This window comes from Variovorax sp. V35, from assembly GCF_041154465.1.
Classification (GTDB): Bacteria; Pseudomonadota; Gammaproteobacteria; order Burkholderiales; family Burkholderiaceae_C; genus Variovorax; species Variovorax boronicumulans.
In genome coordinates, this window is record NZ_AP028666.1 from 1,738,843 (window position 1) to 1,761,265 (window position 22,423).

The window sequence follows — 22,423 nt, forward strand, 5'->3', positions numbered from 1 at the left end:
CAGGGCGCATGGAGACCGCGGCCCGCGCGGCGAGCGGGGCCATCGACGCGCGTCGTCGCTAACGCTCTTTGCGCAGGAACAGGCGCGACAGCGTCTGCGCCGTCTGTTCGCGCGAGGCGGCATCGCCCGCGTGCAGCTCGGCCATGGCGCCATGCATCATCTTCTGCGTGAGGCCGCGAGACATGGCTTCGAGCACGGCCTCGACCGATTCGCCCTTGGCCAGCAGCTTGCGCGCGCGGGCCATCTCGGTGGCGCGCCATTCGTCGGCCTGCGCGTTGAGCTGCTGGATCAGCGGCACGGTGCCGCGCTGGCCCAGCCAGTGCATGAAGCTCTGCACGCCGGCGTCGATGATGACTTCGGCCTGCGCCACGGCGGCCTGGCGGTTGGCCTGGCCCTGCTGCACCACCTGGGCGAGGTCGTCCACGGTGTACAGGTAGATGTCTTCGAGGGCCTTCACCTCGGGTTCGATGTCGCGCGGCACGGCCAGGTCGACCATGAACATCGGGCGGTGCTTGCGTGCCTTGAGCGCGCGCTCCACGGCGCCCAGGCCGATGATCGGCAGCGTGCTCGCGGTGCAGCTGATGACGATGTCGAACTCGGCCAGCCGCGCCGGCAGGTCGGCCAGCCGCATGGCTTCGCCGCCGAAGCGCGACGCCAGCTTTTCGCCGCGCTCCAGCGTGCGGTTGGCGATGGCGATGGCCTTGGGTTCCTTGGCTGCGAAGTGCGTGGCCGCGAGGTCGATCATTTCGCCCGCGCCGACGAACAGCACGCGGGTCTTGCGCAGGTCTTCGAACAGCTGGCCGGCCAGGCGCACGGCGGCGGCGGCCATGCTGATCGAGTGGGCGCCGATCTCGGTGGCGGTGCGCACTTCTTTCGCGACCGCGAACGAGCGCTGGAACAACTGGTTGAGCGTGCTGCCGAGCGCGCCGGCGGTTTCGGCTGCGCGCACGGCGTCCTTCATCTGGCCGAGGATCTGGGCCTCGCCGAGCACCATGGAATCGAGCCCGCTGGCCACGCGGAAGGCATGGCGCGCGGCGTCGCCGTCGTGCAGGGTGTAGGCGTGCGAGCGCAGCAGGGCGGGGGCCACGCCGCCGCTCTGGGCCAGCCAGCCGAAGGTGTGGTCGAGCGCGATGTGCTCGGAGGCGCAGTAGATCTCGGTGCGGTTGCAGGTCGAGATGATCGCGGCCTCGACCTGCGGGTGGCTGCTGTTGCCGGCGAAAGAGCTGCGCAGGCTGTGCAGCGTCGGGGCGATCTGGTCGAGCGCGAACGCGAAACGACCGCGCAGATCGAGCGGCGCGGTCGTGTGGTTCAAGCCGAGAGCCCAGACTGACATGTCCATGATTATAAAATCAGCAGCCGGGCGAGGTTTGCCGAGGGGCAAATGGCTTTCCCTATGACAGCCATACGCTTCGCCACATGGCCTCACGCCCACTCGTGGCCCCCTCATGGACCTGCTGGACCTCTTCAACCACCTGCTTAATTTTGCGGCACCTGCGGCCTTCATCGCCTTGGTGCTGGTGGCGGTCGGGCGCTTTCTCGGCGGCCCGCGCACCGGCATTGCGCGCTGGTGGAAGCAATGGGCGATCACCTTCGGGGCCGGCCTGCTGACCTCGCTGGCCGGGCTGATCCTCACGGGCCGCGACGGCTCGATGGCCACCTATGCCGCGCTGGCGGTGGTCTGCGGCACGGTGCAGTGGATCGCGATGCGCGGCTGGGGCCGCTGAGCCGGGCTCAGTCCAGCCGGCGGGCCATGTAGACCGAGTCCCCGGGGTAGGTCGCCAGCCGGGCCTGCTGCAGGTCATCGGCCGGCACCGTGGCCGCATAGCCCTGGCGTTCCCAGAACCCGACCGAAGCCTGCACCGACACCAGCGTCGAATGCCGCCAGCCCGCGCGCAGCGCGTGGGCCCAGGCGTGGCGCACGAGGCGCGGCCCCAGGCCCAGCCCCGAGGCCTCGGGGTGCACGGCCAGGTCGTGCAGGTAGAGCGCGTCGGCGTCGGGCGCCACCTCGAAATCGCCGTGCAACGGCGTGAGCTTGCCGCGCTGCGAGGGGTAGGCCGCCAGGTAGGCCCGCACGGCACCGCCGTGCTCGGCCACCCAGCCGGTGTGCGGCGAGGCCGCCAGCCGCCGCGCGATGAGCACGCCGTCCTCCACGAACCCCGCGCCGTAGCAGGCGAGCTGGATCGCCAGCACGGCTTCGAGGTCGTCCGCACGCATGTCGCGCACGAGCAGAAGAGGAGCCGCTGCGTCCATCAGGCCAGCAGCAGCTTGTCGTCGTCCAGCTTCTCGCCGCGCGTCTGCTCGAACATGCGCAGCAGATCAGGCACATCGAGGCCCGCGCGCTGGTCGCCGGCCACGTCGAGGATCACCTGGCCTTCGTGAAGCATCACGGTGCGCGTGCCGTAGTCCAGCGCCTGGCGCATGCTGTGCGTGACCATCATCGCGGTGAGCTGGCTGCCTTCGACGATCTTGGCGGTGAGCTCCAGCACGAAGGCGGCGGTCTTCGGGTCGAGCGCGGCCGTGTGCTCGTCCAGCAGCAGGATGCGCGAGGGCCGCAGCGAGGCCATCAGCAGGCTCACGGCCTGGCGCTGGCCGCCCGAGAGCAGGCCGATGCGGTCGGCCAGGCGGTTTTCCAGGCCCAGCTTCAGGATCGACAGCTTCTCGCGGAACAGCTCGCGCAGGTTGCGGTTGAGCGAAAAGCCGAAGCCGCGCCGCTCGCCGCGCTTCCACGCCAGCGCCATGTTCTCCTCGATGGTCAGCGCCTCGCAGGTGCCGGCCATCGGGTCCTGGAACACGCGCGCCACCATGCCCGAGCGCTGCCAGGCGTTCAGGCGGGTCACGTCCTTGCCGTCGATCTCCAGGCGGCCCTTGTCGACCATCAGGTCGCCGCTGATCGCATTGAGGAAAGTCGACTTGCCCGCGCCGTTGGAGCCGATCACGGTGACGAACTGGCCGGTCGGAATGTCCAGGCTCAGGCCGCGCAGCACGCGGTTCTCGATCGGCGTGCCCGGGTTGAAGGTGATTTCGAGTTGTTGGGCGCGCAGCATCAGTTCTTCCCCTTGAAGAGTCCGCCCAGCTTGCGCTTGTAGGCGGGCACCAGCAGCGCGAACGCCACGAGCACGGCGGTGACCAGGTTCAGGTCCTGCGCCTGCAGGCCCATGAAGTCGGTGTTCAGCGCCATCGCGATGAAGAAGCGGTACAGCAGCGCACCCAGCACGCAGGCCAGCGTGGTGATGACCATGCTGCGCGCGGGCAGCAGGGTCTCGCCGATGATCACGGCGGCCAGGCCGATCACGATCGTGCCCACACCCATCGAGATGTCGGCCGTGCCCTGGCTCTGCGCGAACAGCGCGCCGGCCAGCGCCACCAGCGCATTGGAGAGCGCCAGGCCCGCCATGGTCTGGAAGTCGGTCGAGATGCCCTGGGCCCGCGCCATGCGCGCGTTGCCGCCGGTGGCGCGCATCGCCAGGCCCGCTTCGGAGGCAAAGAACAGGTCGACCACGATCTTCGCGGCGATCACGATGATCAGCAGCAGCAGCGGCTTGGCCCACTGCTCGGGCATGCCGCCGAAGCTGACCATGCTGAACACGGTGGGTTCGGTGATGAGCGCCACATTGGGCTTGCCCATCACGCGCAGGTTGATGGAGTACAGCGCGATCATCACCAGGATGCTCGCGAGCAGCTGCATGATCTTCAGCTTGACGTTGAGCCAGGCCGTGAGCCAGCCCGAGGCGGCACCGGCCACGCAGGCCACGGCCGTGGCGGCGGCGGGGTTCCAGCCCGCGACGATCAGCGTCGCGGCCACGGCGGCGCCCAGCGGAAAGCTGCCGTCCACCGTGAGGTCGGGAAAGTTGATGATGCGAAACGACATGAAGACGCCCAGCGCGACCAGTCCAAAAATCAGACCGATCTCGATGGCGCCCAGCGAAGCAATGAGGGACATGGGGGCTTCCGGCGGGAGCGCAGTCGGCGGGCCCCGGCGCCCGGCCTGCGCCGGGAGCAAAAAGGCCCGCCGGGGCGGCGTTTACTTGGTGCTGACGACCTTCGCCGACTTCAGCAGCGCGTCCGACAGGGTCACGCCCTGCAGCTTGGCCGCGCCGGGGTTCACCACCAGCTCGAAGTTGGTGCTGGTCTGCGAGGCGATGGTGCCGGGCTTCTCGCCCTTGAGGATGCGCACCACGATCTTGCCGGTCTGGCGGCCGATGTCGGTGTAGTTCAGGCCCAGCGCGGCCACGGCGCCGCGCTCGACGGTGGCGGTGTCGGCGGCCACCACGGGCAGCTTGGCCTGCTGGGCCACCTTCACGATGCCTTCGAAGGCCGAGACCACGTTGTTGTCGGTGGGCGTGTAGATCACGTCGGCCTTGCCGACCAGGCTCTGGGCGGCGGTGGGCACGTCGACCGTACGCGCGGCGGCGGCTTCGACCACCGTCATGCCGGCGGCCGAGGCGGCCTTCTTGAGCGACTCGACGATGGCCACCGAGTTGGCTTCGCCCGGGCTGTAGATCACGCCGATGCGCTTGGCCGTGGGCACGACCTTCTTGATCAGGTCGATGTGCTTTTCGAGCGGCGACAGGTCGGACACGCCGGTCACGTTGGTGCCCGAGGGCTCCCAGTTCTTCACCAGCTTGGCGGCCACCGGGTCGGTGATGGCCGAGTACACGACGGGAATGGTCTTGGTGGCGGCCACGGTCGCCTGCGCCGACGGCGTGGCGATGGCGACGATCACGTCGGGTGCGTCGCCCACGTACTTGCGGGCGATCTGGGCGGCGGTGCCCACGTTGCCCTGGGCGCTCTGGTAGGTGAACTTGAGGTTCTTGCCCGCTTCGTAGCCGGCGGCCTTCAGCTCTTCCTTCACGCCGTCGCGCACGGCGTCCAGCGCCGGGTGCTCGACGATGGCGGTCACGGCGACCGACTTGTCGGCGGCCAGGGCCGGTGCGGCGGCGAGCACGCCGAGGGCCAGGGCCACGGCGCTGAAGGGGGTGCGAAGCAAAGCGTTTTTCACGTAAGGGTCTCCGGGTGGGGAAAGGGGTGTGGGTGCGTTCGAAGCCGCCGGCAAGGCACCGGCAAAGCACCAGGGCGCGCAATTCAGCGGCCCGGCGTGGCGCAACGCCGTCCGGGCGCGTCGAAGTCTAGATCGTACTTTGCACAATTAAGGTGCATGAATGCCTCGGGCTTTCCCCGCTTTAGGAAACATAATTGCATCATTGATGCGTGTGGGGAGACGAAATTGCAGATCATCGAACTCGATCGGACCGATCGGCGGATTCTGGACCACCTCCAGGCGCACGGCCGCGCGTCCAACCTGGACCTGGCCGAGGTGGCCCAGTTGTCGCCCGCGCAGTGCCTGCGGCGCCACCGGCGGCTCGAGGAACTGGGGCTGATCAGCGGCTACGCCGCACGGCTCAACGCACGGCACATCGGGCTGGGCGTGATCGCCTTCATCCACGTCACGATGGCGCGCGGCCACGTCGACGAGCTGCCCAAGTTCCAGGACCTGATCGCCGACATGCGCCAGATCCTGGAGTGCTACTCGGTGACGGGCGACTTCGACTACGTGCTCAAGGTGGTCGCGCGCGACCTGGAGGCGCTGTCCCAGTTCCTGATGCACACGCTGATGCACATGCCGGGCGTGTCGGCGGTGCGCTCCAGCGTGTGCCTGAACGAGATCAAGTGCACGGGAGCGCTGCCGCTCGAATAGGGCGACGGGCGCTTCAGGTGCTGGTGGTGCCCGGCAGCGGAGACGCCGGCGTGGCCGGCGCCGGCGACGGCTCGGCGGGCAGCACCGGTGCGGGCGCCGCCATCACCAGCGTCGTGGGCGTGGCCAGCGGCAGGTCGGCCTGCTTGAGCGCGTCGAGGATCGTGAACAGCAGGTCGCTGCGCACGCCGCCCGCCAGCCGGGGGCTCGGCACGTAGGCGATGGCCTGGAAGATCAGCAGCCCGTTCTCGATGCCTTCGAGCGTCAGCGAGGGCGCCGGCGTTTCCAGCACGCCCTCGTGCGCGCGGCAGGCCTCGAGGATCAGCTCGCGCACGCGCTGCGCGTCGGTGGTCAGCGGCATGGGCAGGCGGATCAGCACGCGGCCTTCGGCGTTGGCCAGCGTCATGTTGCGCACGGTCTTGGTGATGAACTCCGAGTTCGGCACGATCAGCGTCGAGCGGTCGCCCAGCTGGATCTCGGTGGCGCGCACGTTGATGCGCCGCACGTCGCCCTCGGTGGTGCCCAGCACCACCCAGTCGCCCACCTTCACCGGCTGCTCGGCCAGCAGGATCAGCCCCGAGATGAAGTTCTGCACGATGGCCTGCAGGCCGAAGCCGATGCCCACCGACAGCGCGCTCGCCACCCACGCGATGCGCTCGATGCCGATGCCCAGCGCCGACAGCGAGAACGCCACCACCAGGATGCCGCCCACGTAGCCCAGCAGCGTGGTGATCGAGCTCTGCATGCCGGGCTCGAACTGCGTGCTCGGCAGGTAGCTGCGCGACAGCCAGCGCTTGAACACCCGCAGCACGATGAAGCCGATCACCGCCACGGCCACGGCGCTGAGGATCGCGCCCGGCACCAGCTGGAACTCGCCCACCTTCACGCCGGTGCCGAGCTTGCCGCCGCGCTGAAACACCTCGCCCGGGCCCGTGCCCAGCGGCGCGGCCAGCGCCACCAGCATGTAGAAGAACAGCGCCACGCGGCTCAGGCCCGAGAGCACCGTGGCCGCTTGGTCGAGCGTCTGCGGCGCCAAGCCGAAGCTCTTCTGCAGCCGCTGGCCGGAGGCGCTGCGCGAGGACACCACGGCCATGAACAGGTCGTCGGCGAACTTGAACAGCACATAGAAGGCCGCCGCGACGATGCCGCTCCAGGTGAGCTGCGAGGCCAGGAAGCTCGCCAGCGCCACGTAGCCGAAGGCCACCAGCACCCAGATGGTGATGACCAGCACCACGATCAGCGCCACCAGCACCCCGACCCACATCGGCCGTTCCGGCAGGCCGGCGTCGGGCGCGTCGGCGCGCAGCGCCTTCAGGCGGTACACGACGGTGCCCACCAGCGCGGTGAGTAGCAGCGCCGTCGCCACGTGCGTGGTGACCACGGCGGCAAAGCTGGCGTCGATGAGCGCGTTGATCTCGGCCGGCGTCCACGCCAGCGCGGCCACCAGCGCCACCAGCCACGGCAGCGCCGACAGGCGCTGCGCCGTGAGATCGGGAATGGCCGGCAGGCGCCACGACGGCCGCCCCGTGGCCAGCAACCCGCGCCCCAGGCCGATGATGAACGCCATGAAGGTCAGCGTCTGCGCCGCCGATTGCAGCGCCTTGCGCGCCTGCGCGTCCCACATCGCGTGGGCCTTGAGCACCTCGACGACGCCGTGCGCGGCCACGGCGACCAGCAGCACGTGCGTGGCGACGATGGCGATCACCAGCAGCGAGCGGCGCAGCCGCCCGGCCGGCAGCACGCGCGTGGCCAGGCGCGCCAGCCCGCGCTCGGCGGCCCAGACGCCGAGCCAGGCGAGCAGCAGCGCGCCGATGAACGAGGCGATCACGGGCGTGCGGCTTTCGGGCTGCAGCGCCTGGTCGAAGCCGTCACCGAGCGCCGCCCCGATCGCCTGCAGCCGTTCGAAGTCGTCGGGCCAGGCCTCGCGCAGGTCGTCCCAGAATTCGCCGCTGAGCGGCGAGGCGGCGCGGCTGGTGAGTTCGGCCTCGAACTGCTGGCGCCGCTGCGACACCACGTCGGTGCCGCGCTGGCGCACGTCGATCGCCAGCAGCTTGGCCAGGCGGATGTCCGCGTCGAGCGCGTTGCGTTCCTTGGTCAGCTGCGCGCGCTGGCGCGTGATGTTGGGGTCTTCGGTGGCGCCGGCGGCGGGCGGGTTGCCGAGTTCGCCGAGGCGCGCGTTCAGGTCGGCCAGCTCGCTGGCGCGGGCGGCGACGAACTTGTCGGCCTGCACGCCGATCTCGTTGATCTGCGCGAGCTGCTTGCGTGCGTCGTCTTCGGCGCCCGGAACGACACTGGCGTTGGCCTTGCCCGAGGGCGCGATGCGGGCGAACTGCGCGCGCAGCTCGGCGATGGTGGGGGGCGGGGCGGCGGCCGCCGCGGTGTTGGCGCTGTTGTTGGGGTTGCCGTTGCCTGCGTTCATGCTGGCGTCCGGCTGCGCGAAGGCGCCGCCGCACGTCAGCAGGGCCCACAGAGCCAGGAGGGCGGGAAGGCACAGGCCCGCCAGGCGAGAGGTCCGATTCATGGCCGCATCATAGAAGCCGCCATGACGTAAGAACGGGTAAGAAATGCAGCGTCAGCCCGCGGGGCTGAACAGGTCCACCCGGTCGGTGATGATGCCGTCGGTGCCCAGGTCGATGAGCCGCTGCGCCGCCCAGTCGTCGTTCACCGTGTAGCTCAGCGAGCGCAGGCCCGCGCCATGCACCTGCGCCACCGTGGCGGCGTCCCACAGCGCGTGGTTGCAGACGATGGCCTGGCAACCCAGGCCCAGCGCGGTGTCGAGCCAGCCATTCCAGAGCGTGTCGAGCAGCAGGCCGCGCGGCAGCTCGGGCTGCACGGCCTGTGCGCCCTTCAACGCATCGACCTGGAACGAGGTGAGCAGTGGCGGCACGGCCGCACCTTGCCAGAGGCGCGCGGCTTCGCGTGCCACCACCTCGCCGGTCTCGCGTTCGGTGCCGGGCGTGGGCTTGATCTCGATGTTCAGCAGCAGCTCGTTGGCCCGGCAGAAGCGCGCCAGGTTCTCCAGCGTGGGCAGCGGCTCGCCCGCGAAGGCGCGCGAATGCCAGCCGCCCGCGTCGAGCTGCGACAGCGCGCTCCACGTCTGCTGGCCGCCGATGCCGTGGCCGTTGGTGGTGCGATCGAGCGTGGCGTCGTGCATCAGGAACACCACGCCGTCGGCGCTGAGCTTGGCGTCGCACTCGAACATGCGGTAGCCGTGCGAGGCGCCGAAGCGGAAGGCCGCGAGCGTGTTCTCGGGCGCCAGCTTGCCGGCGCCGCGGTGAGCGACCCAGCGGGGGTAGGGCCAGGGGCTGCGTTCGGCCATCGCTCAGTCGGCGCGCTTGCCGGAGCCGGCGTCGAACCAGTGCAGCTTGTCTTCGCGCGCGGCGATCTTCACCGTGTCGCCAGCCACCGGCGGGTGGTCGCCTTCGTCGGTGCGCATGATGATCTGCTCGTCGCCGATGCGGCCATACACCAGGCGCTCGGCGCCCAGCAGTTCGACCTGCTCGACCTGCACGGTCCAGCCGCTTTCGTCGAGCTTCATGTGCTCGGGGCGGATGCCCAGGATCTGGCCCGGGCGCACGCCCGGTGCGTGCTTGAGCAGGTTCATCGGCGGCGAGCCGATGAAGCTCGCCACGAAGGTGGTGGCGGGCCTGGAGTACACCTCTTCGGGCGTCGCGAACTGGTCCATCACGCCGCCGTTCATCACGATGATGCGCTGCGCCAGCGTCATGGCCTCGACCTGGTCGTGCGTGACGAACAGCGAGGTGATGCCGAGCTCGCGGTGCAGCTTCTGGATCTCGAGGCGGGTCTGGGCGCGCAGCTTGGCGTCCAGGTTCGACAGCGGTTCGTCGAACAGGAACACCTGCGGCTGGCGCACGATGGCGCGGCCCATGGCCACGCGCTGGCGCTGGCCGCCCGAGAGTTCGCGCGGCTTGCGCTCGAGCAGGTGGCCCAGCTCGAGGATCTTGGCGGCCTTGTCGACGCGCACCTTGATCTCGGCCGTCGGCACCTTGGCGATCTTCAGGCCGTAGGCCATGTTCGCGAACACGCTCATGTGCGGGTACAGCGCGTAGTTCTGGAACACCATGGCGATGTCGCGCTCGGAGGGTTCGAGCTGGTTCACCACCTTGCCGCCGATGCAGATTTCGCCGGCCGAGATTTCCTCCAGGCCCGCGACCATGCGCAGCAGCGTCGATTTGCCGCAGCCCGAGGGGCCGACGATGACGATGAACTCGTGGTCGGCGATCTCGGCGCTCACGCCGTGGATGACCTGGTTGGCTTTCGGCCCGTGGCCGTAGCGCTTGATGACGTTGCGTAGGGAAAGAGCTGCCATTTTTTATTTCTCGGTATCAACAAGGCCCTTGACGAACCATTTCTGCATCAGGATCACCACCAGCGCGGGCGGCAGCATCGCCAGGATGGCGGTGGCCATCACGACGTTCCATTCGTTCTGTCCGTCGCCGCCGGCAATCATCCGCTTGATGCCGACCACCACGGGGTACATGTCTTCGCTCGTGGTCGCCAGCAGCGGCCACAGGTACTGGTTCCAGCCGTAGATGAACTGGATCACGAACAGCGCCGCGATCGAGGTCTTGGACAGCGGCAGCAGCACGTCGAAGAAGAAGCGCATGGGGCTCGCGCCGTCCATGCGCGACGCTTCGGTGAGCTCGTCGGGCACCGTGAGGAAGAACTGGCGGAACAGGAAGGTCGCCGTGGCCGACGCGATCAGCGGCACCGTCAGGCCCGCGTAGGTGTTCAGCATGTTCAGGTCGGACAGCACCTTGTAGGTGGGCAGGATGCGCACCTCCACCGGCAGCATCAGCGTCACGAAGATGGCCCAGAAGCAGATCTTCTTGAACGGGAAGCGGAAGTACACGATGGCGAAGGCCGACAGCAGCGAGATGGTGATCTTGCCGATGGCGATGACCATGGCCGTCACGAAGCTCACCCACATCATGTGCGCCACCGGGGCGTTGGAGCCCGCGCTGCTCTCGCGCCCGAACAGCGCGCCCTTGTAGCTGTCGACGATGTTCGAGCCGGGTGTCAGGGGCATCGGCGCCTGCACGATCTCCTGGGCCGTGTGCGTGGACGCCACGAACGCCAGGTAGAGCGGGAAGGCGACGATGAACACGCCCAGGATCATGATGACGTGGGCCAGGATGCCCTGCGTGCCGCGTTTCTCAACCATGCTGCGCTCCGCCGAATTCGATTTTTTCTTGTTGCTTCATCAGTACTGCACTTTCTTCTCGACGTAGCGGAACTGGATGACGGTCAGCGCCACCACGATCACCATCAGCACCACCGACTGCGCGGCCGAGCCGCCCAGGTCCAGGCCCTTGAAGCCGTCGTGGTAGACCTTGTAGACCAGGATGGTCGTGTCCTTGCCCGGGCCGCCCTGCGTGGCCGCATCGACGATCGCGAAGGTGTCGAAGAAGGCGTAGACCACGTTGATCACCAGCAGGAAGAAGGTGGTGGGCGACAGCAGCGGGAACTGCACGGTCCAGAAGCGGCGCCACGGGCGCGCGCCGTCGATGGCCGCGGCCTCGATCAGCGACTTCGGGATCGACTGCAGCCCGGCCAGGAAGAACAGGAAGTTGTACGAGATCTGCTTCCACACCGAGGCCATCACGATCAGCGTCATGGCGTGGCCCGAGTCGAGCAGGTGGTTCCAGTTGATGCCGATCTTGCCCAGCGCATAGGCCACCACGCCCAGCGAGGGCGAGAACATGAAGACCCACAGCACGGCCGCCACGGCGGGCGCCACGGCGTACGGCAGGATCAGCATGGTCTTGTAGAACATGCCGCCGCGCACGATGCGGTCGGCGAACACGGCCAGCATCAGCGACAGGCTGATGCCGATGCCGGCCACCAGCACCGAGAACAGCGCGGTGGTCTTGAACGACTCGGCATAGGCCGGGTCGTCGAACAGGTGGCGGAAGTTGTCGAACCCGACGAACTCGACCGACGTGCCGAACGCGTCCTGCTGCTGCAGCGATTGCAACAGCGCCTGGCCGGCCGGCCAGAAGAAAAACACGAGGATCACCGCCATCTGCGGTGTCAGCAGCAGCCAGGGCAACCAGCCCGAGCGAAAGAAAACGCGTTTTTCCATGAAGCCCCTACATAAAAAATCCCGCCCGGCGCACCCTGGAAGAAGGGCGTGCGGGGGCGGGCGATATTAGCCGGACACGGAGCCCGGATCTTCAATCGTTAGCTTTTGTTCGCCTTTTGGAAGCGTTCGAGCTGTTCGTTGCCGCGGGTCACGATCGAGTCGAGGGCTTCCTTGGCGGTCTTCTTGCCGCCCCAGACCTGTTCGAGCTCTTCGTCCTCGATGGCGCGGATCTGCACGTAGTTGCCCAGGCGGATGCCGCGGCTCTTGTCGGTGACCTTGCGGATCATCTGCGTCACGGCCACGTCGGTGCCGGGGTTCTGCTTGTAGAAGCCCGACTCTTCGGTGAGCTTGTACGAGGCGGTGGTCACCGGCAGGTAGCCGGTGCGCTTGTGGCTGGCGGACTGCACTTCAGGCGTCGAGATGAAGCTGAAGAACTTGGCCACGCCCTTGTACTCGGCGGCCTTCTTGCCCGACATGACCCACAGGCTGGCGCCGCCGATCACGGTGTTCTGCGGTGCGCCCGGCACGTCCGGGTAGTAGGGCAGGGGGGCCAGGCCGTAGGCGAACTTGGCGTTCTTGGCCACGTTGCCGTAGAAGCCCGACGACGTGTTGATCATGGCGCACTCGCCCGACACGAACGAGGCCTCGGGCACGTTGCCGCGGCCCTTGTAGATGAACAGGCCCTGCTTGGACATGCTGGCCAGGTTCTCGATGTGGCGCTGGTGCAGGGGCGAATTCACCTTCAGGCGCGCGTCCAGGCCCTGCAGGCCGTTGGCCTTGCTGGCGAACTCCACGTTGTGCCAGGCCGAGAAGCTCTCGACCTGCGTCCAGTTCTGCCAGGCGGTGGTGAACGGGCACTTGTGGCCGCTGGCCTTGAGCTTGGCGGCGGCGGCCACCACTTCGGGCCAGGTGGCGGGGGCCTTGTCGGTGGGCAGGCCGGCGGCCTTGAAGGCGTCCTTGTTGAAATAGAAGATGGTGGTCGAGCTGTTGAACGGGAAGCTCAGCATCTGGCCGTTGGGGGCGGTGTAGTAACCGGCCACGGCGGGGATGTAGGCGGCCGGGTCGAACTTCTCGCCTGCGTCCTTCATGAGCTGGCCGACCGGAATGACGGCGCCCTTGCTGGCCATCATGGTGGCGGTGCCCACTTCGAACACCTGCAGGATGTGCGGCGCGTTGCCCGAGCGGAAGGCCGCGATGGAGGCCGTCATCGATTCGTCGTACGTGCCCTTGAAGGTCGGGACGATCTTGTATTCCTTCTGGCTCTCGTTGAACTGCTTGGCCAGGTCGTTGACCCACTCGTTGTTGACGGCGGTCATGGAATGCCACCACTGGATCTCGGTCTGGGCCTGGGCTGCATTGAACAGCGTGGCGGCCAGCGCCGATGCCAACGCGAGCGTCTTGAATCGCATGAAGACTCCTGAAGGGAAAAAATGGAAAGCGCGAATGCTAGGGCATGTGCGTGACACAGCCGCGTCACATTGGGGCACGGACCGAAGGGTTCCTCCAATCGGGGAAACCCCTTTGGCGTCAAGCCCGGCGCGGGTTGCGGGCCTCATGCTGCGCTGCACCATGCTAGCATCGCCCTCCCTTTTTTGGCCTAGCTTGTCGCCATGGCCGGGGCTTCCTTGAGTACGTCATGAGCAGCAAAACCTCCCTCGACAAAAGCAGGATCAAGTTCCTCTTGCTCGAAGGCATCCACCCCTCGGCCGTGGAGGTGCTGCGCGCCGCCGGCTACACCAACATCGAGTCGCTGCCGGGTGCGCTGCCCGACGCCGAACTCAAGGCCAAGATCGCCGACGTGCACTTCGTGGGCATCCGCTCGCGCACCCAGCTGACGGCCGAGGTGTTCGCTGCTGCCCACAAGCTGGTGGCCGCCGGGTGCTTCTGCATCGGCACCAACCAGGTCGACCTCGAAGCCGCCCGCGAACACGGCGTGGCCGTGTTCAACGCCCCGTATTCCAACACCCGCTCGGTGGCCGAGCTGGTGCTGGCCGAAGCCATCCTGCTGCTGCGCGGCGTGCCCGAGAAAAGCGCCGTGGCGCACCGCGGCGGCTGGCTCAAGTCGGCCGAGAACGCCTTCGAAATCCGCGGCAAGACGCTGGGCATCGTGGGCTACGGCTCCATCGGCGCGCAGCTGTCGGTGCTGGCCGAGGCGCTGGGCATGCACGTGGCCTTCTACGACGTGGTCACCAAGCTGCCGCTGGGCAACGCCCGCCAGGTGCGCGAGCTGCACCAGCTGCTGGGCCAGAGCGACATCGTGACCCTGCACGTGCCCGAGACCCAGGCCACGCAATGGATGATCGGCGCGGCCGAGATCGCCGCCATGAAGCCGGGCGCCATCCTGCTGAACGCCTCGCGCGGCACCGTGGTCGAGATCGAGCCGCTGGCCGAGGCCCTCAAGAGCAAGAAGCTGCTGGGCGCCGCCATCGACGTGTTCCCGGTCGAGCCGCGCACCAACAAGGACGAGTTCCAGTCGCCGCTGCGCGGGCTGGACAACGTGATCCTCACGCCGCACATCGGCGGCTCGACCATGGAGGCGCAGGCCAACATCGGGCTCGAAGTGGCCGAGAAGCTGGTCAAGTACAGCGACAACGGCACCTCGACCTCGTCGGTCAACTTTCCCGAGGTGGCGCTGCCGGCGCACCCGGGCAAGCACCGCCTGCTGCACATCCACCGCAACGTGCCGGGCGTGCTGTCCGAGATCAACAAGATCTTCTCGGACAACAACATCAACATCTCGTCCCAGTTCCTGCAGACCAACGAGAAGATCGGCTACGTCGTGATGGACATCGACGCCGCCTCGTCCGACCTGGCGCTGGAAAAGCTGGCGAAGGTGGGCGGGACGATCCGCAGCCGCGTGCTGTTCTGAGCCTGCCGGGGCCCCCGCGGGCCCCGCGATAGGGAATAGCGGCCGGGCACGGCAAAGCCCCCGGGGCCTGCCCTAAAATCGACCCCCCGGCTACATGGGCGCGCAGCGCCTGGCCAAGGGCCCCACCCGATGAATGCTCCGACCGCGTTGAATACGCTGTTGTCACAGGCCGCAGAGCCTGTACGACTGCGCGAGATCCCCTACAACTACACCAGCTTCTCCGACCGGGAGATCGTGATTCGCCTCCTGGGCGAGCGCGGCTGGGACCTGCTGCAGACCCTGCGCGCCGAGCGCCGCACCGGCCGATCGGCGCGCATGCTCTACGAGGTGCTGGGCGACATCTGGGTGGTGCAGCGCAACCCCTACCTCGTCGACGACCTGCTGGACAACCCGCGCCGCCGCGGCCAGCTGGTCGACGCCCTGCGCCACCGCCTGGGCGAGGTGCAGAAGCGCCGCACCCCCGACAGCGACCTGCCGCGCGACCAGCTGGTGGGCGAGCTCACCGGGCTGGTCAGCCAGGCCGTCGCCGCCTTCGACGACACCTTCCGCGACGTCGCCGCGCTGCGCCGCAAGGCCACCCGCGTGCTGGGCCGGCTCACGGCCAAGGACAATATCAAGTTCGACGGCCTCTCGCGCGTGTCGCACGTGACCGACGCCACCGACTGGCGCGTCGAGTACCCCTTCGTCGTGCTGTGCCCCGACACCGAGGCCGAGATGGCGCTGCTGGTCAAGGGCTGCATCGAGCTGGGCCTGACCATCATTCCGCGCGGCGGCGGCACCGGCTACACCGGCGGCGCGATCCCGCTGACCTGGAAGAGCGTGGTCATCAACACCGAGAAGCTCGAGGCGATGACCGAGGTCGAGCACGTCGCGCTGCCCGGCCTGGCCGCGCCCGTGCCCACCATCTGGACCGAGGCCGGCGTGGTCACGCAGCGCGTGGCCGACGCGGCCGAGCGCGCGGGCTTCGTGTTCGCGGTCGACCCGACCTCCGCCGAGGCCTCGTGCGTCGGCGGCAACGTCGCCATGAACGCCGGCGGCAAGAAGGCCGTGCTGTGGGGCACGGCGCTGGACAACCTCGCCTCGTGGCGCATGGTCACGCCGCAGGCCGAATGGCTTGAAGTCACGCGCGTTGGCCATAACCTGGGCAAGATCCACGACGCCGAGAGCGCCGTCTTCGAGCTGCAGTACTACGCCGCCGACGGCAAGACGAAACTGCGCACCGAGCGCCTGGACATTCCCGGCAAGACCTTCCGCAAGGAAGGCCTGGGCAAGGACGTGACCGACAAGTTCCTCTCCGGCCTGCCGGGCATCCAGAAAGAGGGCTGCGACGGCCTCATCACCAGCTGCCGCTGGGTGGTGCACAAGATGCCGGCGCACACGCGCACCGTGTGCCTCGAATTCTTCGGCAACGCGAAGGACGCGGTGCCCAGCATCGTCGAGATCAAGGACTTCATGTTCGCCGAGCAGAAGCGCTCGGGCGTGCTGCTGGCCGGCCTCGAGCACCTGGACGACCGCTACCTGAAGGCCGTGGGTTACGCCACCAAGTCGAAGAAGCATGGCGGCCTGCCCAAGATGGTGCTGTTCGGCGACATCGCCGGCGACGACGCCGACGCGGTGGCCCGTGCCACCTCGGAAGTGGTGCGCATCGCCAACTCGCGCAGCGGCGAAGGCTTCATTGCCATCAGCCCCGAGGCGCGCAAGAAATTCTGGCTCGACCGCAAGCGCACGGCCGCCATCAGCAAGCACACCAACGCCTTCAAGATCAACGAAGACGTGGTGATCCCGCTGCCGCGCATGGCCGAGTACAGCGACGGCATCGAGCGCATCAACATCGAGCTGTCGCTGCAGAACAAGCTGGCGCTCACCGATGCGCTCGAAGCCTTCCTCACGCGCGGCAACCTGCCGCTGGGCAAGACCGACGACGCGCACGAGATTCCGGCGGCCGAGCTGCTGGAAGACCGCGTGGCGCAGGCCGTGGCGCTGGTGCACGAGGTGCGCGCGCTGTGGGCCGGCTGGCTCGAGAACGTCGACACGCTGTTCCCGCAGCTGCAGGACCACACGCTGCGCGCTAGCTGGAAGACCCAGCTGCGCCAGCCGCTGCAGGAGATTTTTTCGGGCGCCGAGTTCGGGCCGATCCTGGCCGAGTGCACCGCCATCCACAAGCAGGTGCTCAAGGGCCGCGTGTGGGTCGCGCTGCACATGCACGCGGGCGACGGCAACGTGCACACCAACCTGCCCGTCAACAGCGACAACTACGAGATGCTGCAGACCGCGCATGCCGCGGTGGTGCGCATCATGGCGCTGGCACGCAGCCTGGACGGCGTGATCTCGGGCGAGCACGGCATCGGCATCACCAAGCTCGAGTTCCTCACCGACGAAGAGCTGCGTCCGTTCACCGAGTACAAGGCCCGGGTCGACCCCGAAGGCCGCTTCAACAAGGGCAAGCTGCTGCGCGCGCCCGCGGGGCAGGCGCAGACCCTGCACGCCGACCTGACCAACGCCTACACGCCGAGCTTCGGCCTCATGGGCCACGAGTCTCTGATCATGCAGCAGAGCGACATCGGCGCCATCGCCGACAGCGTCAAGGACTGCCTGCGCTGCGGCAAGTGCAAGCCGGTGTGCGCCACGCACGTGCCGCGCGCCAACCTGCTGTACAGCCCGCGCAACAAGATCCTCGCGACCTCGCTGCTGGTGGAAGCCTTCCTCTACGAGGAGCAGACCCGGCGCGGCATCAGCATCAAGCACTGGGAAGAGTTCGAGGACGTGGCCGACCACTGCACCGTGTGCCACAAGTGCCTCACGCCGTGCCCGGTGAAGATCGACTTCGGCGACGTGTCGATGAACATGCGCAACCTGCTGCGCAAGATGGGCCAGAAGAGCTTCCGCCCCGGCAACGCGGCCGCGATGTTCTTCCTGAACGCGACCAACCCGCAGACCATCAAGGCGGTGCGCGCGGGCATGGTGGGCATCGGCTTCAAGGCGCAGCGCATGGCCAACGACCTGCTGCGCGGCCTCGCAAAGAAGCAGACCGGCGCACCGCCGGCCACGCTGGGGCCTGCACCCATCAAGGAGCAGGTGATCCACTTCATCAACAAGAAGATGCCGGGCAACCTGCCGAAGAAGACGGCACGCGCGCTGCTCGACATCGAGGATGCGGACTACGTGCCGATCATCCGCAACCCGAAGACGACCAGCTCGGAAACCGAGGCGGTCTTCTACTTCCCGGGCTGCGGCTCGGAGCGGCTGTTCTCGCAGGTGGGCCTGGCCACGCAGGCGATGCTCTGGCACGCGGGCGTGCAGACCGTGCTGCCGCCGGGCTACCTGTGCTGCGGCTATCCGCAGCGCGGCAGCGGCCAGTTCGACAAGGCCGAGAAGATGATCACGGACAACCGCGTGCTCTTCCACCGTGTCGCCAACACGCTGAACTACCTGGACATCAAGACCGTGGTGGTGAGCTGCGGCACCTGCTACGACCAGCTGCAGGGCTACCAGTTCGACAAGATCTTCCCGGGCTGCCGGATCATCGACATCCACGAGTACCTGCTCGAAAAGGGCATCACCCTGGCCGATGCGGGCGGTGGCGGCTACCTGTACCACGACCCCTGCCATTCGCCGATGAAGCAGCAGGACCCGATGAAGACCGTGAAGGCGCTGGTCGGCGACAACGTGCTCAAGAACGACCGCTGCTGCGGCGAGTCGGGCACGCTGGGCGTGTCGCGGCCCGACATCTCGACGCAGATCCGCTTCCGCAAGGAAGAAGAGCTGAAGAAGGGCGAGGCCGCGCTGCGCGAGAGCGGCAATGTCGGCGCCACCGACAACGTGAAGATCCTCACCAGCTGCCCGAGCTGCCTGCAAGGCCTCTCGCGCTACGGCAACGACCTGAATAACGGCCTGCTCGAAGCCGACTACATCGTGGTCGAGATGGCCAACAAGCTGCTCGGCGACGACTGGATGCCGAACTACGTGGCCGCTGCCAACCAGGGCGGCATCGAGCGGGTGCTCGTATGACGGCGGTGGCCGGTTGCCCACTATGCGACGCGCCCGGCGGGCGCATCGTGTTCGAAGGCGCGAAGCTGCGTGTCATCCATGCACAGGAAGAAGGCTTTCCGGCCTTCTATCGCGTGGTGTGGCAAGACCATGCGGCGGAGTTCTCCGATCTCGACGCGGCCGACCGCGTGCTGTGCATGGAAGCCGTGGTGCGCGTGGAGCAGTGCCTGCGCGACGCGCTGGCGCCCACCAAGCTCAACATCGCCGCGCTCGGCAACATGGTGGCGCACCTGCACTGGCATGTGATCGCGCGCTTCGACTGGGACAGCCATTTCCCCGGTTCGGTCTGGGCTGCCGTGCAGCGGACCGCGCCGGCCGAGCGGCTGGCCGCCGTGCAGGCGTTGCTGCCGCAGGCGGAGGCCGACATGGTCCGTCGGCTGGCGACGCTGGCCTGAGGCCTTCGTTTCTTCTTAGTTGGCCGCGGCGGTGCGCGTCGCGCTGCCTGCCTTGCGGTCCGCGCAGGCCTGTTTGAATTCCGGCGTGGCGCGCGTTTCCTTCGAGAAGCGCTTCGAGGCCACGCTGCCATCCCTGCACACGCGATCGAGCTCGGCCTGCGCGCTCTTGTTGCCCGCATGCGCGGCATGGGCCAGCAGGCGCACCGCGTGGAAGGGCAGCGCGCCCGAGTTGCCGGGTGACGTGGTGGTGGTTGTCGGCTGCGGTGTTGCTGCAGCCTTGACCGGCTCCGCAGGCAACGTGCGTGCGGTGCCCGCCGAGGTCGGCATGCGCTCGACGGCGGTGAAGTCGCCGCTCTTGCCGGCGCGCTCGACCATCTGCCGGTAGCTGTCCATCATGAACGACGTGTCCTTGGGCGTGAGCTCCTTCGCCGGCTTGGCGAGGTAGGCCGCGACCTCGGGCGGCAGCGCGGCATTCACGGCGCTCAGTTCGTGCGCGCCGCCGAAGCCCCGCGAGCCGACCTGCGCGGCATGCGCCGCATCGTCGCCCAGCGCCATCGCACCCTTGGCGGCCACGCCCGTCGCGCCTTCGGCCGCCACCGCACCGGCGCCGACCGCCGCGCCCTTGCCCGCCACGCCGGCCGCCTTGCCGGCGGTCGCGGCCTTGCCTGCCGCCTTGCCGATCAGGCCCCAGAAGGCATGGGCCGGTGGGGCGAGGGCGGCGCCCGCGAGCGCGATGCAGAGGACGAGGGCGGCCCGGTTCGGACGCGACAGGAGGAGGGGAGAGCGTGTGCGTGACGGCATGCAGCGATGCTAAGCGCAGGCGGCCGGCACGCTGGCGCGCAGCGCGCGGCATACTGCGCGAGTCCCACCCCTTTTCTCTTTTCTCTTCTTCCGAACGGATTCCCCATGGCAGGTTTGCAAGCCGGCGCGCCGACACCCCAATCGATCACCGTGCATGGCCAATCGCGCGTGCTCGAGGTCGGCTTCTCGGACGGCGCCACCTTCCGCATCCCCTTCGAGCTGATGCGCATCTACTCGCCGTCGGCCGAGGTGCAGGGCCACGGCCCGGGGCAGGAGGTGTTGCAGACCGGCAAGCGCGACGTCGACCTGGTCGGGCTCGAGCCGGTGGGCAACTACGCCGTGCAGCCCGCCTTCAGCGATGGCCACAACTCCGGCATCTACACCTGGAGCCTGCTGTACGACCTGGGCGCGCGGCAGGCCGAACTGTGGGCCGACTACGAGCGGCGCCTGGCCGCGGCCGGCGTGGACCGCGACGCCCCGATGGCCGACAAGGGCGGCCACGCCTGCAGCAGCCACTGAGCGCCGCGGGAACCGAGGGTAAACATGCCCTGTTGCTATTGAAAAGATAGCCTTACACACAGCAAAGACGCGCGTTGCGGCGGCCCTCCGTTGGAGGAAAAAGCAACAAATGTCCGCCGTGCCCGCGGGGTCGTCGCCTTGAAGGAATGCCTTCCGGCCTAACATCCAGCGCATGAGTACAACCCACTTCGGCTTCGAGAAAGTCGACGAAAGCGAGAAGGCGCAACGCGTTCGCGGCGTCTTCGACTCGGTGGCCTCGCGCTACGACATCATGAACGACCTGATGTCGGCCGGACTGCACCGGGCCTGGAAGGCCTACACCGTGATGGTCGCGAACGTGGGCGAAGGCTCGCGCGTGCTCGACATCGCGGGCGGCACCGGCGACCTCGCGCTCGCCTTCTCGAAGAAGGTCGGCGCCACGGGCCAGGTGGTCCACACCGACATCAACGAAGCCATGCTGCGCACCGGCCGCAACCGCTTGCTCGACGCCGGCGTGGTGCTGCCCACCACGGTCTGCGACGCCGAGAAGCTGCCCTTTCCCGACGACCACTTCGACGTGGTCACCGTGGCCTTCGGTCTGCGCAACATGACGCACAAGGACGTCGCCCTCAAGGAGATGAACCGCGTGCTCAAGCCGCGCGGCAAGCTGCTGGTGCTCGAGTTCTCGAAGGTCGCCAAGCCGCTCACGAAGGCCTACGACTGGTATTCGTTCAACGTGCTGCCGCGCCTGGGCAAGCTCGTGGCCGGGGACGACGCGAGCTACCGCTACCTGGCCGAATCGATCCGGATGCATCCCTCGCAAGAGGAGCTCAAGACCCTCATGAAAGAGGGCGGTTTCGGACATGTGGACTATCACAACATGACGGGGGGAATTGCAGCCCTCCATGTTGGAATCAAGTGTTGATCACGATGACGACGCGAATTTTTCGCTCAAGAGGAGACGGCATGAAGAGTTTGGGTTCTTTGTTCTTGGCAGCAGCACTGGTGCTGGTGAGCGTTCAGGCGGAAGCTGCTCGCATGGGTGGCGGCAAGTCCGTCGGTCGCCAGTCGTCCAACGTGACGCAGCGCCAGGCCACGCAGCCCGCGGCCCCCGCGCAGCAGAACGCGACCAACGCGGCGCCCAAGCCCGCAACGCCCGCCGCCGCTGCACCGAAGCGTCCGTGGGGCGCGATGCTCGGCGGTCTCGCTGCCGGCCTCGGCCTGGCATGGCTCGCGAATTCGCTGGGCCTGGGTGCCGGCTTCGCCAACATCCTGCTGATCGCGCTGCTGGCTTTCGCCGCGCTCGCGGTGTGGCGCATCTTCAAGGCGCGCTCGGCCGCGTCGTCGGGCAACGCCAACCGCCAGGGCGCTTTCGCCTTCCAGGGCGCTGGCAGCCCTGCCGATGCGCGCGCACCGGCACAGTACAGCCCGGCCAACGTCGGTAACGACGCCTCGGCACGGCCGTGGGAGCGCAACGCCGCGGCGTTCGATGCCGCACCGGCATCGCACGGCAGCAGCCTGTCGGCCGCGGGTGCCGCAGCCGGCGGCAGCATGATCGGTTCGGCACTGGCCGGCTCGCAGTCCTGGGGCATCCCCGCGGGCTTCGACGCCGACGGTTTCCTCACCGCCGCCAAGCGCAACTTCGTGACCCTGCAAGACGCATGGGACCGCGCCGACGTGTCGATGCTGCGTTCCATGATGACCGACAGCATGGTCGAAGAGATCCGCACGCAACTGGCCGATCGCGCCAGCCACACGGGCGGTGCGCTCAACAAGACCGAGGTCGTGATGCTCGACGCCAAGCTGCTGGGCATCGAAGAGCTGCCCGACGCCTACATGGCGAGCGTGGAGTTCTCCGGCATGATCCGCGAAGACGCCTCGGCGGGCCCGGCCCCGTTCCGCGAAGTCTGGAACATGACCAAGACCGGCAGCGCCGGCTGGCTCGTCGCAGGCGTGCAAGCGCTGCAGTGACAAAAACCTGAGCCACGGCCGTCACCCGGCCGTAGCACTGACGG

20 protein-coding genes are annotated in these 22,423 nt (G+C 68.0%); 8 read left to right on the forward strand and 12 right to left on the reverse strand.

Going from position 1 to position 22,423, the window contains the following annotated elements:
* Positions 1-58: 58 nt before the first annotated feature.
* Entirely contained in the window at positions 59-1,333 is a 1,275-nt protein-coding gene (hemA, locus tag ACAM42_RS07990; RefSeq protein ID WP_369631673.1) for a glutamyl-tRNA reductase, read from the reverse strand.
* A gap of 112 nt (positions 1,334-1,445) precedes the next feature.
* Here hemA and ACAM42_RS07995 point away from each other — a divergent pair, with 112 nt between their 5' ends.
* Complete coding sequence (locus tag ACAM42_RS07995; protein ID WP_070063606.1) at positions 1,446-1,724, forward strand: hypothetical protein; 279 nt, start codon at positions 1,446-1,448, stop codon at positions 1,722-1,724.
* A 7-nt stretch (positions 1,725-1,731) separates the two neighbouring features.
* Here the strand turns inward: ACAM42_RS07995 and ACAM42_RS08000 are convergent, their stop codons facing one another.
* The 4 genes from ACAM42_RS08000 to ACAM42_RS08015 all read right to left on the reverse strand — a co-directional run bounded on the left by ACAM42_RS08000 (position 1,732) and on the right by ACAM42_RS08015 (position 4,999).
* On the reverse strand, positions 1,732-2,250 hold the full coding sequence (locus tag ACAM42_RS08000) for a GNAT family N-acetyltransferase (protein ID WP_369631674.1): 519 nt from the start codon (positions 2,248-2,250) through the stop codon (positions 1,732-1,734).
* Positions 2,250-3,044: an ABC transporter ATP-binding protein gene (locus ACAM42_RS08005; RefSeq protein WP_159274960.1), complete on the reverse strand. Its 795-nt coding sequence runs from the start codon at positions 3,042-3,044 to the stop codon at positions 2,250-2,252. Before ACAM42_RS08005 ends, ACAM42_RS08000 begins: the two co-directional genes overlap by 1 nt.
* Positions 3,044-3,940, reverse strand: coding sequence for an ABC transporter permease (locus ACAM42_RS08010; protein WP_062474491.1), 897 nt, complete (start codon positions 3,938-3,940; stop codon positions 3,044-3,046). Before ACAM42_RS08010 ends, ACAM42_RS08005 begins: the two co-directional genes overlap by 1 nt.
* A gap of 81 nt (positions 3,941-4,021) precedes the next feature.
* Positions 4,022-4,999 (reverse strand): ABC transporter substrate-binding protein, encoded by a 978-nt coding sequence (locus ACAM42_RS08015; protein WP_369631675.1) that lies wholly within the window; start codon positions 4,997-4,999, stop codon positions 4,022-4,024.
* 225 nt (positions 5,000-5,224) lie between these two features.
* On the opposite strand from ACAM42_RS08015, the gene ACAM42_RS08020 reads away from it, so the two are divergent.
* On the forward strand, positions 5,225-5,695 hold the full coding sequence (locus tag ACAM42_RS08020) for an Lrp/AsnC family transcriptional regulator (protein ID WP_056578260.1): 471 nt from the start codon (positions 5,225-5,227) through the stop codon (positions 5,693-5,695).
* 13 nt (positions 5,696-5,708) lie between these two features.
* Here ACAM42_RS08020 and ACAM42_RS08025 read toward each other — a convergent pair whose 3' ends face one another.
* From ACAM42_RS08025 to ugpB, 6 genes are all read right to left on the reverse strand, one after another.
* Positions 5,709-8,213 carry a DUF3772 domain-containing protein gene (locus tag ACAM42_RS08025; protein ID WP_369631676.1) on the reverse strand — a complete coding sequence of 835 codons (2,505 nt, stop codon included), beginning with the start codon at positions 8,211-8,213 and terminating at the stop codon, positions 5,709-5,711.
* Positions 8,214-8,264: 51 nt separating this feature from the next.
* Positions 8,265-9,011 carry a glycerophosphodiester phosphodiesterase gene (gene ugpQ / locus ACAM42_RS08030; protein ID WP_369631677.1) on the reverse strand — a complete coding sequence of 249 codons (747 nt, stop codon included), beginning with the start codon at positions 9,009-9,011 and terminating at the stop codon, positions 8,265-8,267.
* Positions 9,012-9,014: 3 nt separating this feature from the next.
* Positions 9,015-10,022 (reverse strand): sn-glycerol-3-phosphate import ATP-binding protein UgpC, encoded by a 1,008-nt coding sequence (locus ACAM42_RS08035; protein WP_307584112.1) that lies wholly within the window; start codon positions 10,020-10,022, stop codon positions 9,015-9,017.
* Positions 10,023-10,025: 3 nt separating this feature from the next.
* Entirely contained in the window at positions 10,026-10,877 is an 852-nt protein-coding gene (gene ugpE, locus ACAM42_RS08040) for a sn-glycerol-3-phosphate ABC transporter permease UgpE (protein WP_062474482.1), read from the reverse strand.
* Positions 10,878-10,916: 39 nt separating this feature from the next.
* Positions 10,917-11,798 carry a sn-glycerol-3-phosphate ABC transporter permease UgpA gene (ugpA, locus tag ACAM42_RS08045; protein WP_062474481.1) on the reverse strand — a complete coding sequence of 294 codons (882 nt, stop codon included), beginning with the start codon at positions 11,796-11,798 and terminating at the stop codon, positions 10,917-10,919.
* A gap of 98 nt (positions 11,799-11,896) precedes the next feature.
* On the reverse strand, positions 11,897-13,207 hold the full coding sequence (gene ugpB / locus ACAM42_RS08050) for a sn-glycerol-3-phosphate ABC transporter substrate-binding protein UgpB (RefSeq protein WP_369631678.1): 1,311 nt from the start codon (positions 13,205-13,207) through the stop codon (positions 11,897-11,899).
* A gap of 227 nt (positions 13,208-13,434) precedes the next feature.
* On the opposite strand from ugpB, the gene serA reads away from it, so the two are divergent.
* The 3 genes from serA to ACAM42_RS08065 all read left to right on the forward strand — a co-directional run bounded on the left by serA (position 13,435) and on the right by ACAM42_RS08065 (position 19,109).
* Positions 13,435-14,667 (forward strand): phosphoglycerate dehydrogenase, encoded by a 1,233-nt coding sequence (serA, locus tag ACAM42_RS08055; protein ID WP_070063599.1) that lies wholly within the window; start codon positions 13,435-13,437, stop codon positions 14,665-14,667.
* Positions 14,668-14,796: 129 nt separating this feature from the next.
* On the forward strand, positions 14,797-18,675 hold the full coding sequence (locus ACAM42_RS08060; RefSeq protein ID WP_369631679.1) for a DUF3683 domain-containing protein: 3,879 nt from the start codon (positions 14,797-14,799) through the stop codon (positions 18,673-18,675).
* On the forward strand, positions 18,672-19,109 hold the full coding sequence (locus ACAM42_RS08065) for an HIT family protein (protein WP_369631680.1): 438 nt from the start codon (positions 18,672-18,674) through the stop codon (positions 19,107-19,109). The genes ACAM42_RS08060 and ACAM42_RS08065 overlap by 4 nt, the downstream gene beginning before the upstream one ends.
* A 15-nt stretch (positions 19,110-19,124) precedes the next feature.
* On the opposite strand, the gene ACAM42_RS08070 is transcribed toward ACAM42_RS08065, so the two are convergent.
* Entirely contained in the window at positions 19,125-19,910 is a 786-nt protein-coding gene (locus ACAM42_RS08070; protein WP_369631681.1) for a hypothetical protein, read from the reverse strand.
* Positions 19,911-20,015: 105 nt separating this feature from the next.
* Here ACAM42_RS08070 and ACAM42_RS08075 point away from each other — a divergent pair, with 105 nt between their 5' ends.
* The 3 genes from ACAM42_RS08075 to ACAM42_RS08085 all read left to right on the forward strand — a co-directional run bounded on the left by ACAM42_RS08075 (position 20,016) and on the right by ACAM42_RS08085 (position 22,379).
* Complete coding sequence (locus ACAM42_RS08075; RefSeq protein WP_062477026.1) at positions 20,016-20,429, forward strand: gamma-butyrobetaine hydroxylase-like domain-containing protein; 414 nt, start codon at positions 20,016-20,018, stop codon at positions 20,427-20,429.
* A gap of 172 nt (positions 20,430-20,601) precedes the next feature.
* On the forward strand, positions 20,602-21,333 hold the full coding sequence (gene ubiE, locus ACAM42_RS08080) for a bifunctional demethylmenaquinone methyltransferase/2-methoxy-6-polyprenyl-1,4-benzoquinol methylase UbiE (RefSeq protein WP_056578284.1): 732 nt from the start codon (positions 20,602-20,604) through the stop codon (positions 21,331-21,333).
* A 41-nt stretch (positions 21,334-21,374) separates the two neighbouring features.
* Positions 21,375-22,379, forward strand: coding sequence for a Tim44 domain-containing protein (locus tag ACAM42_RS08085; RefSeq protein WP_062477032.1), 1,005 nt, complete (start codon positions 21,375-21,377; stop codon positions 22,377-22,379).
* Positions 22,380-22,423: the final 44 nt, after the last annotated feature.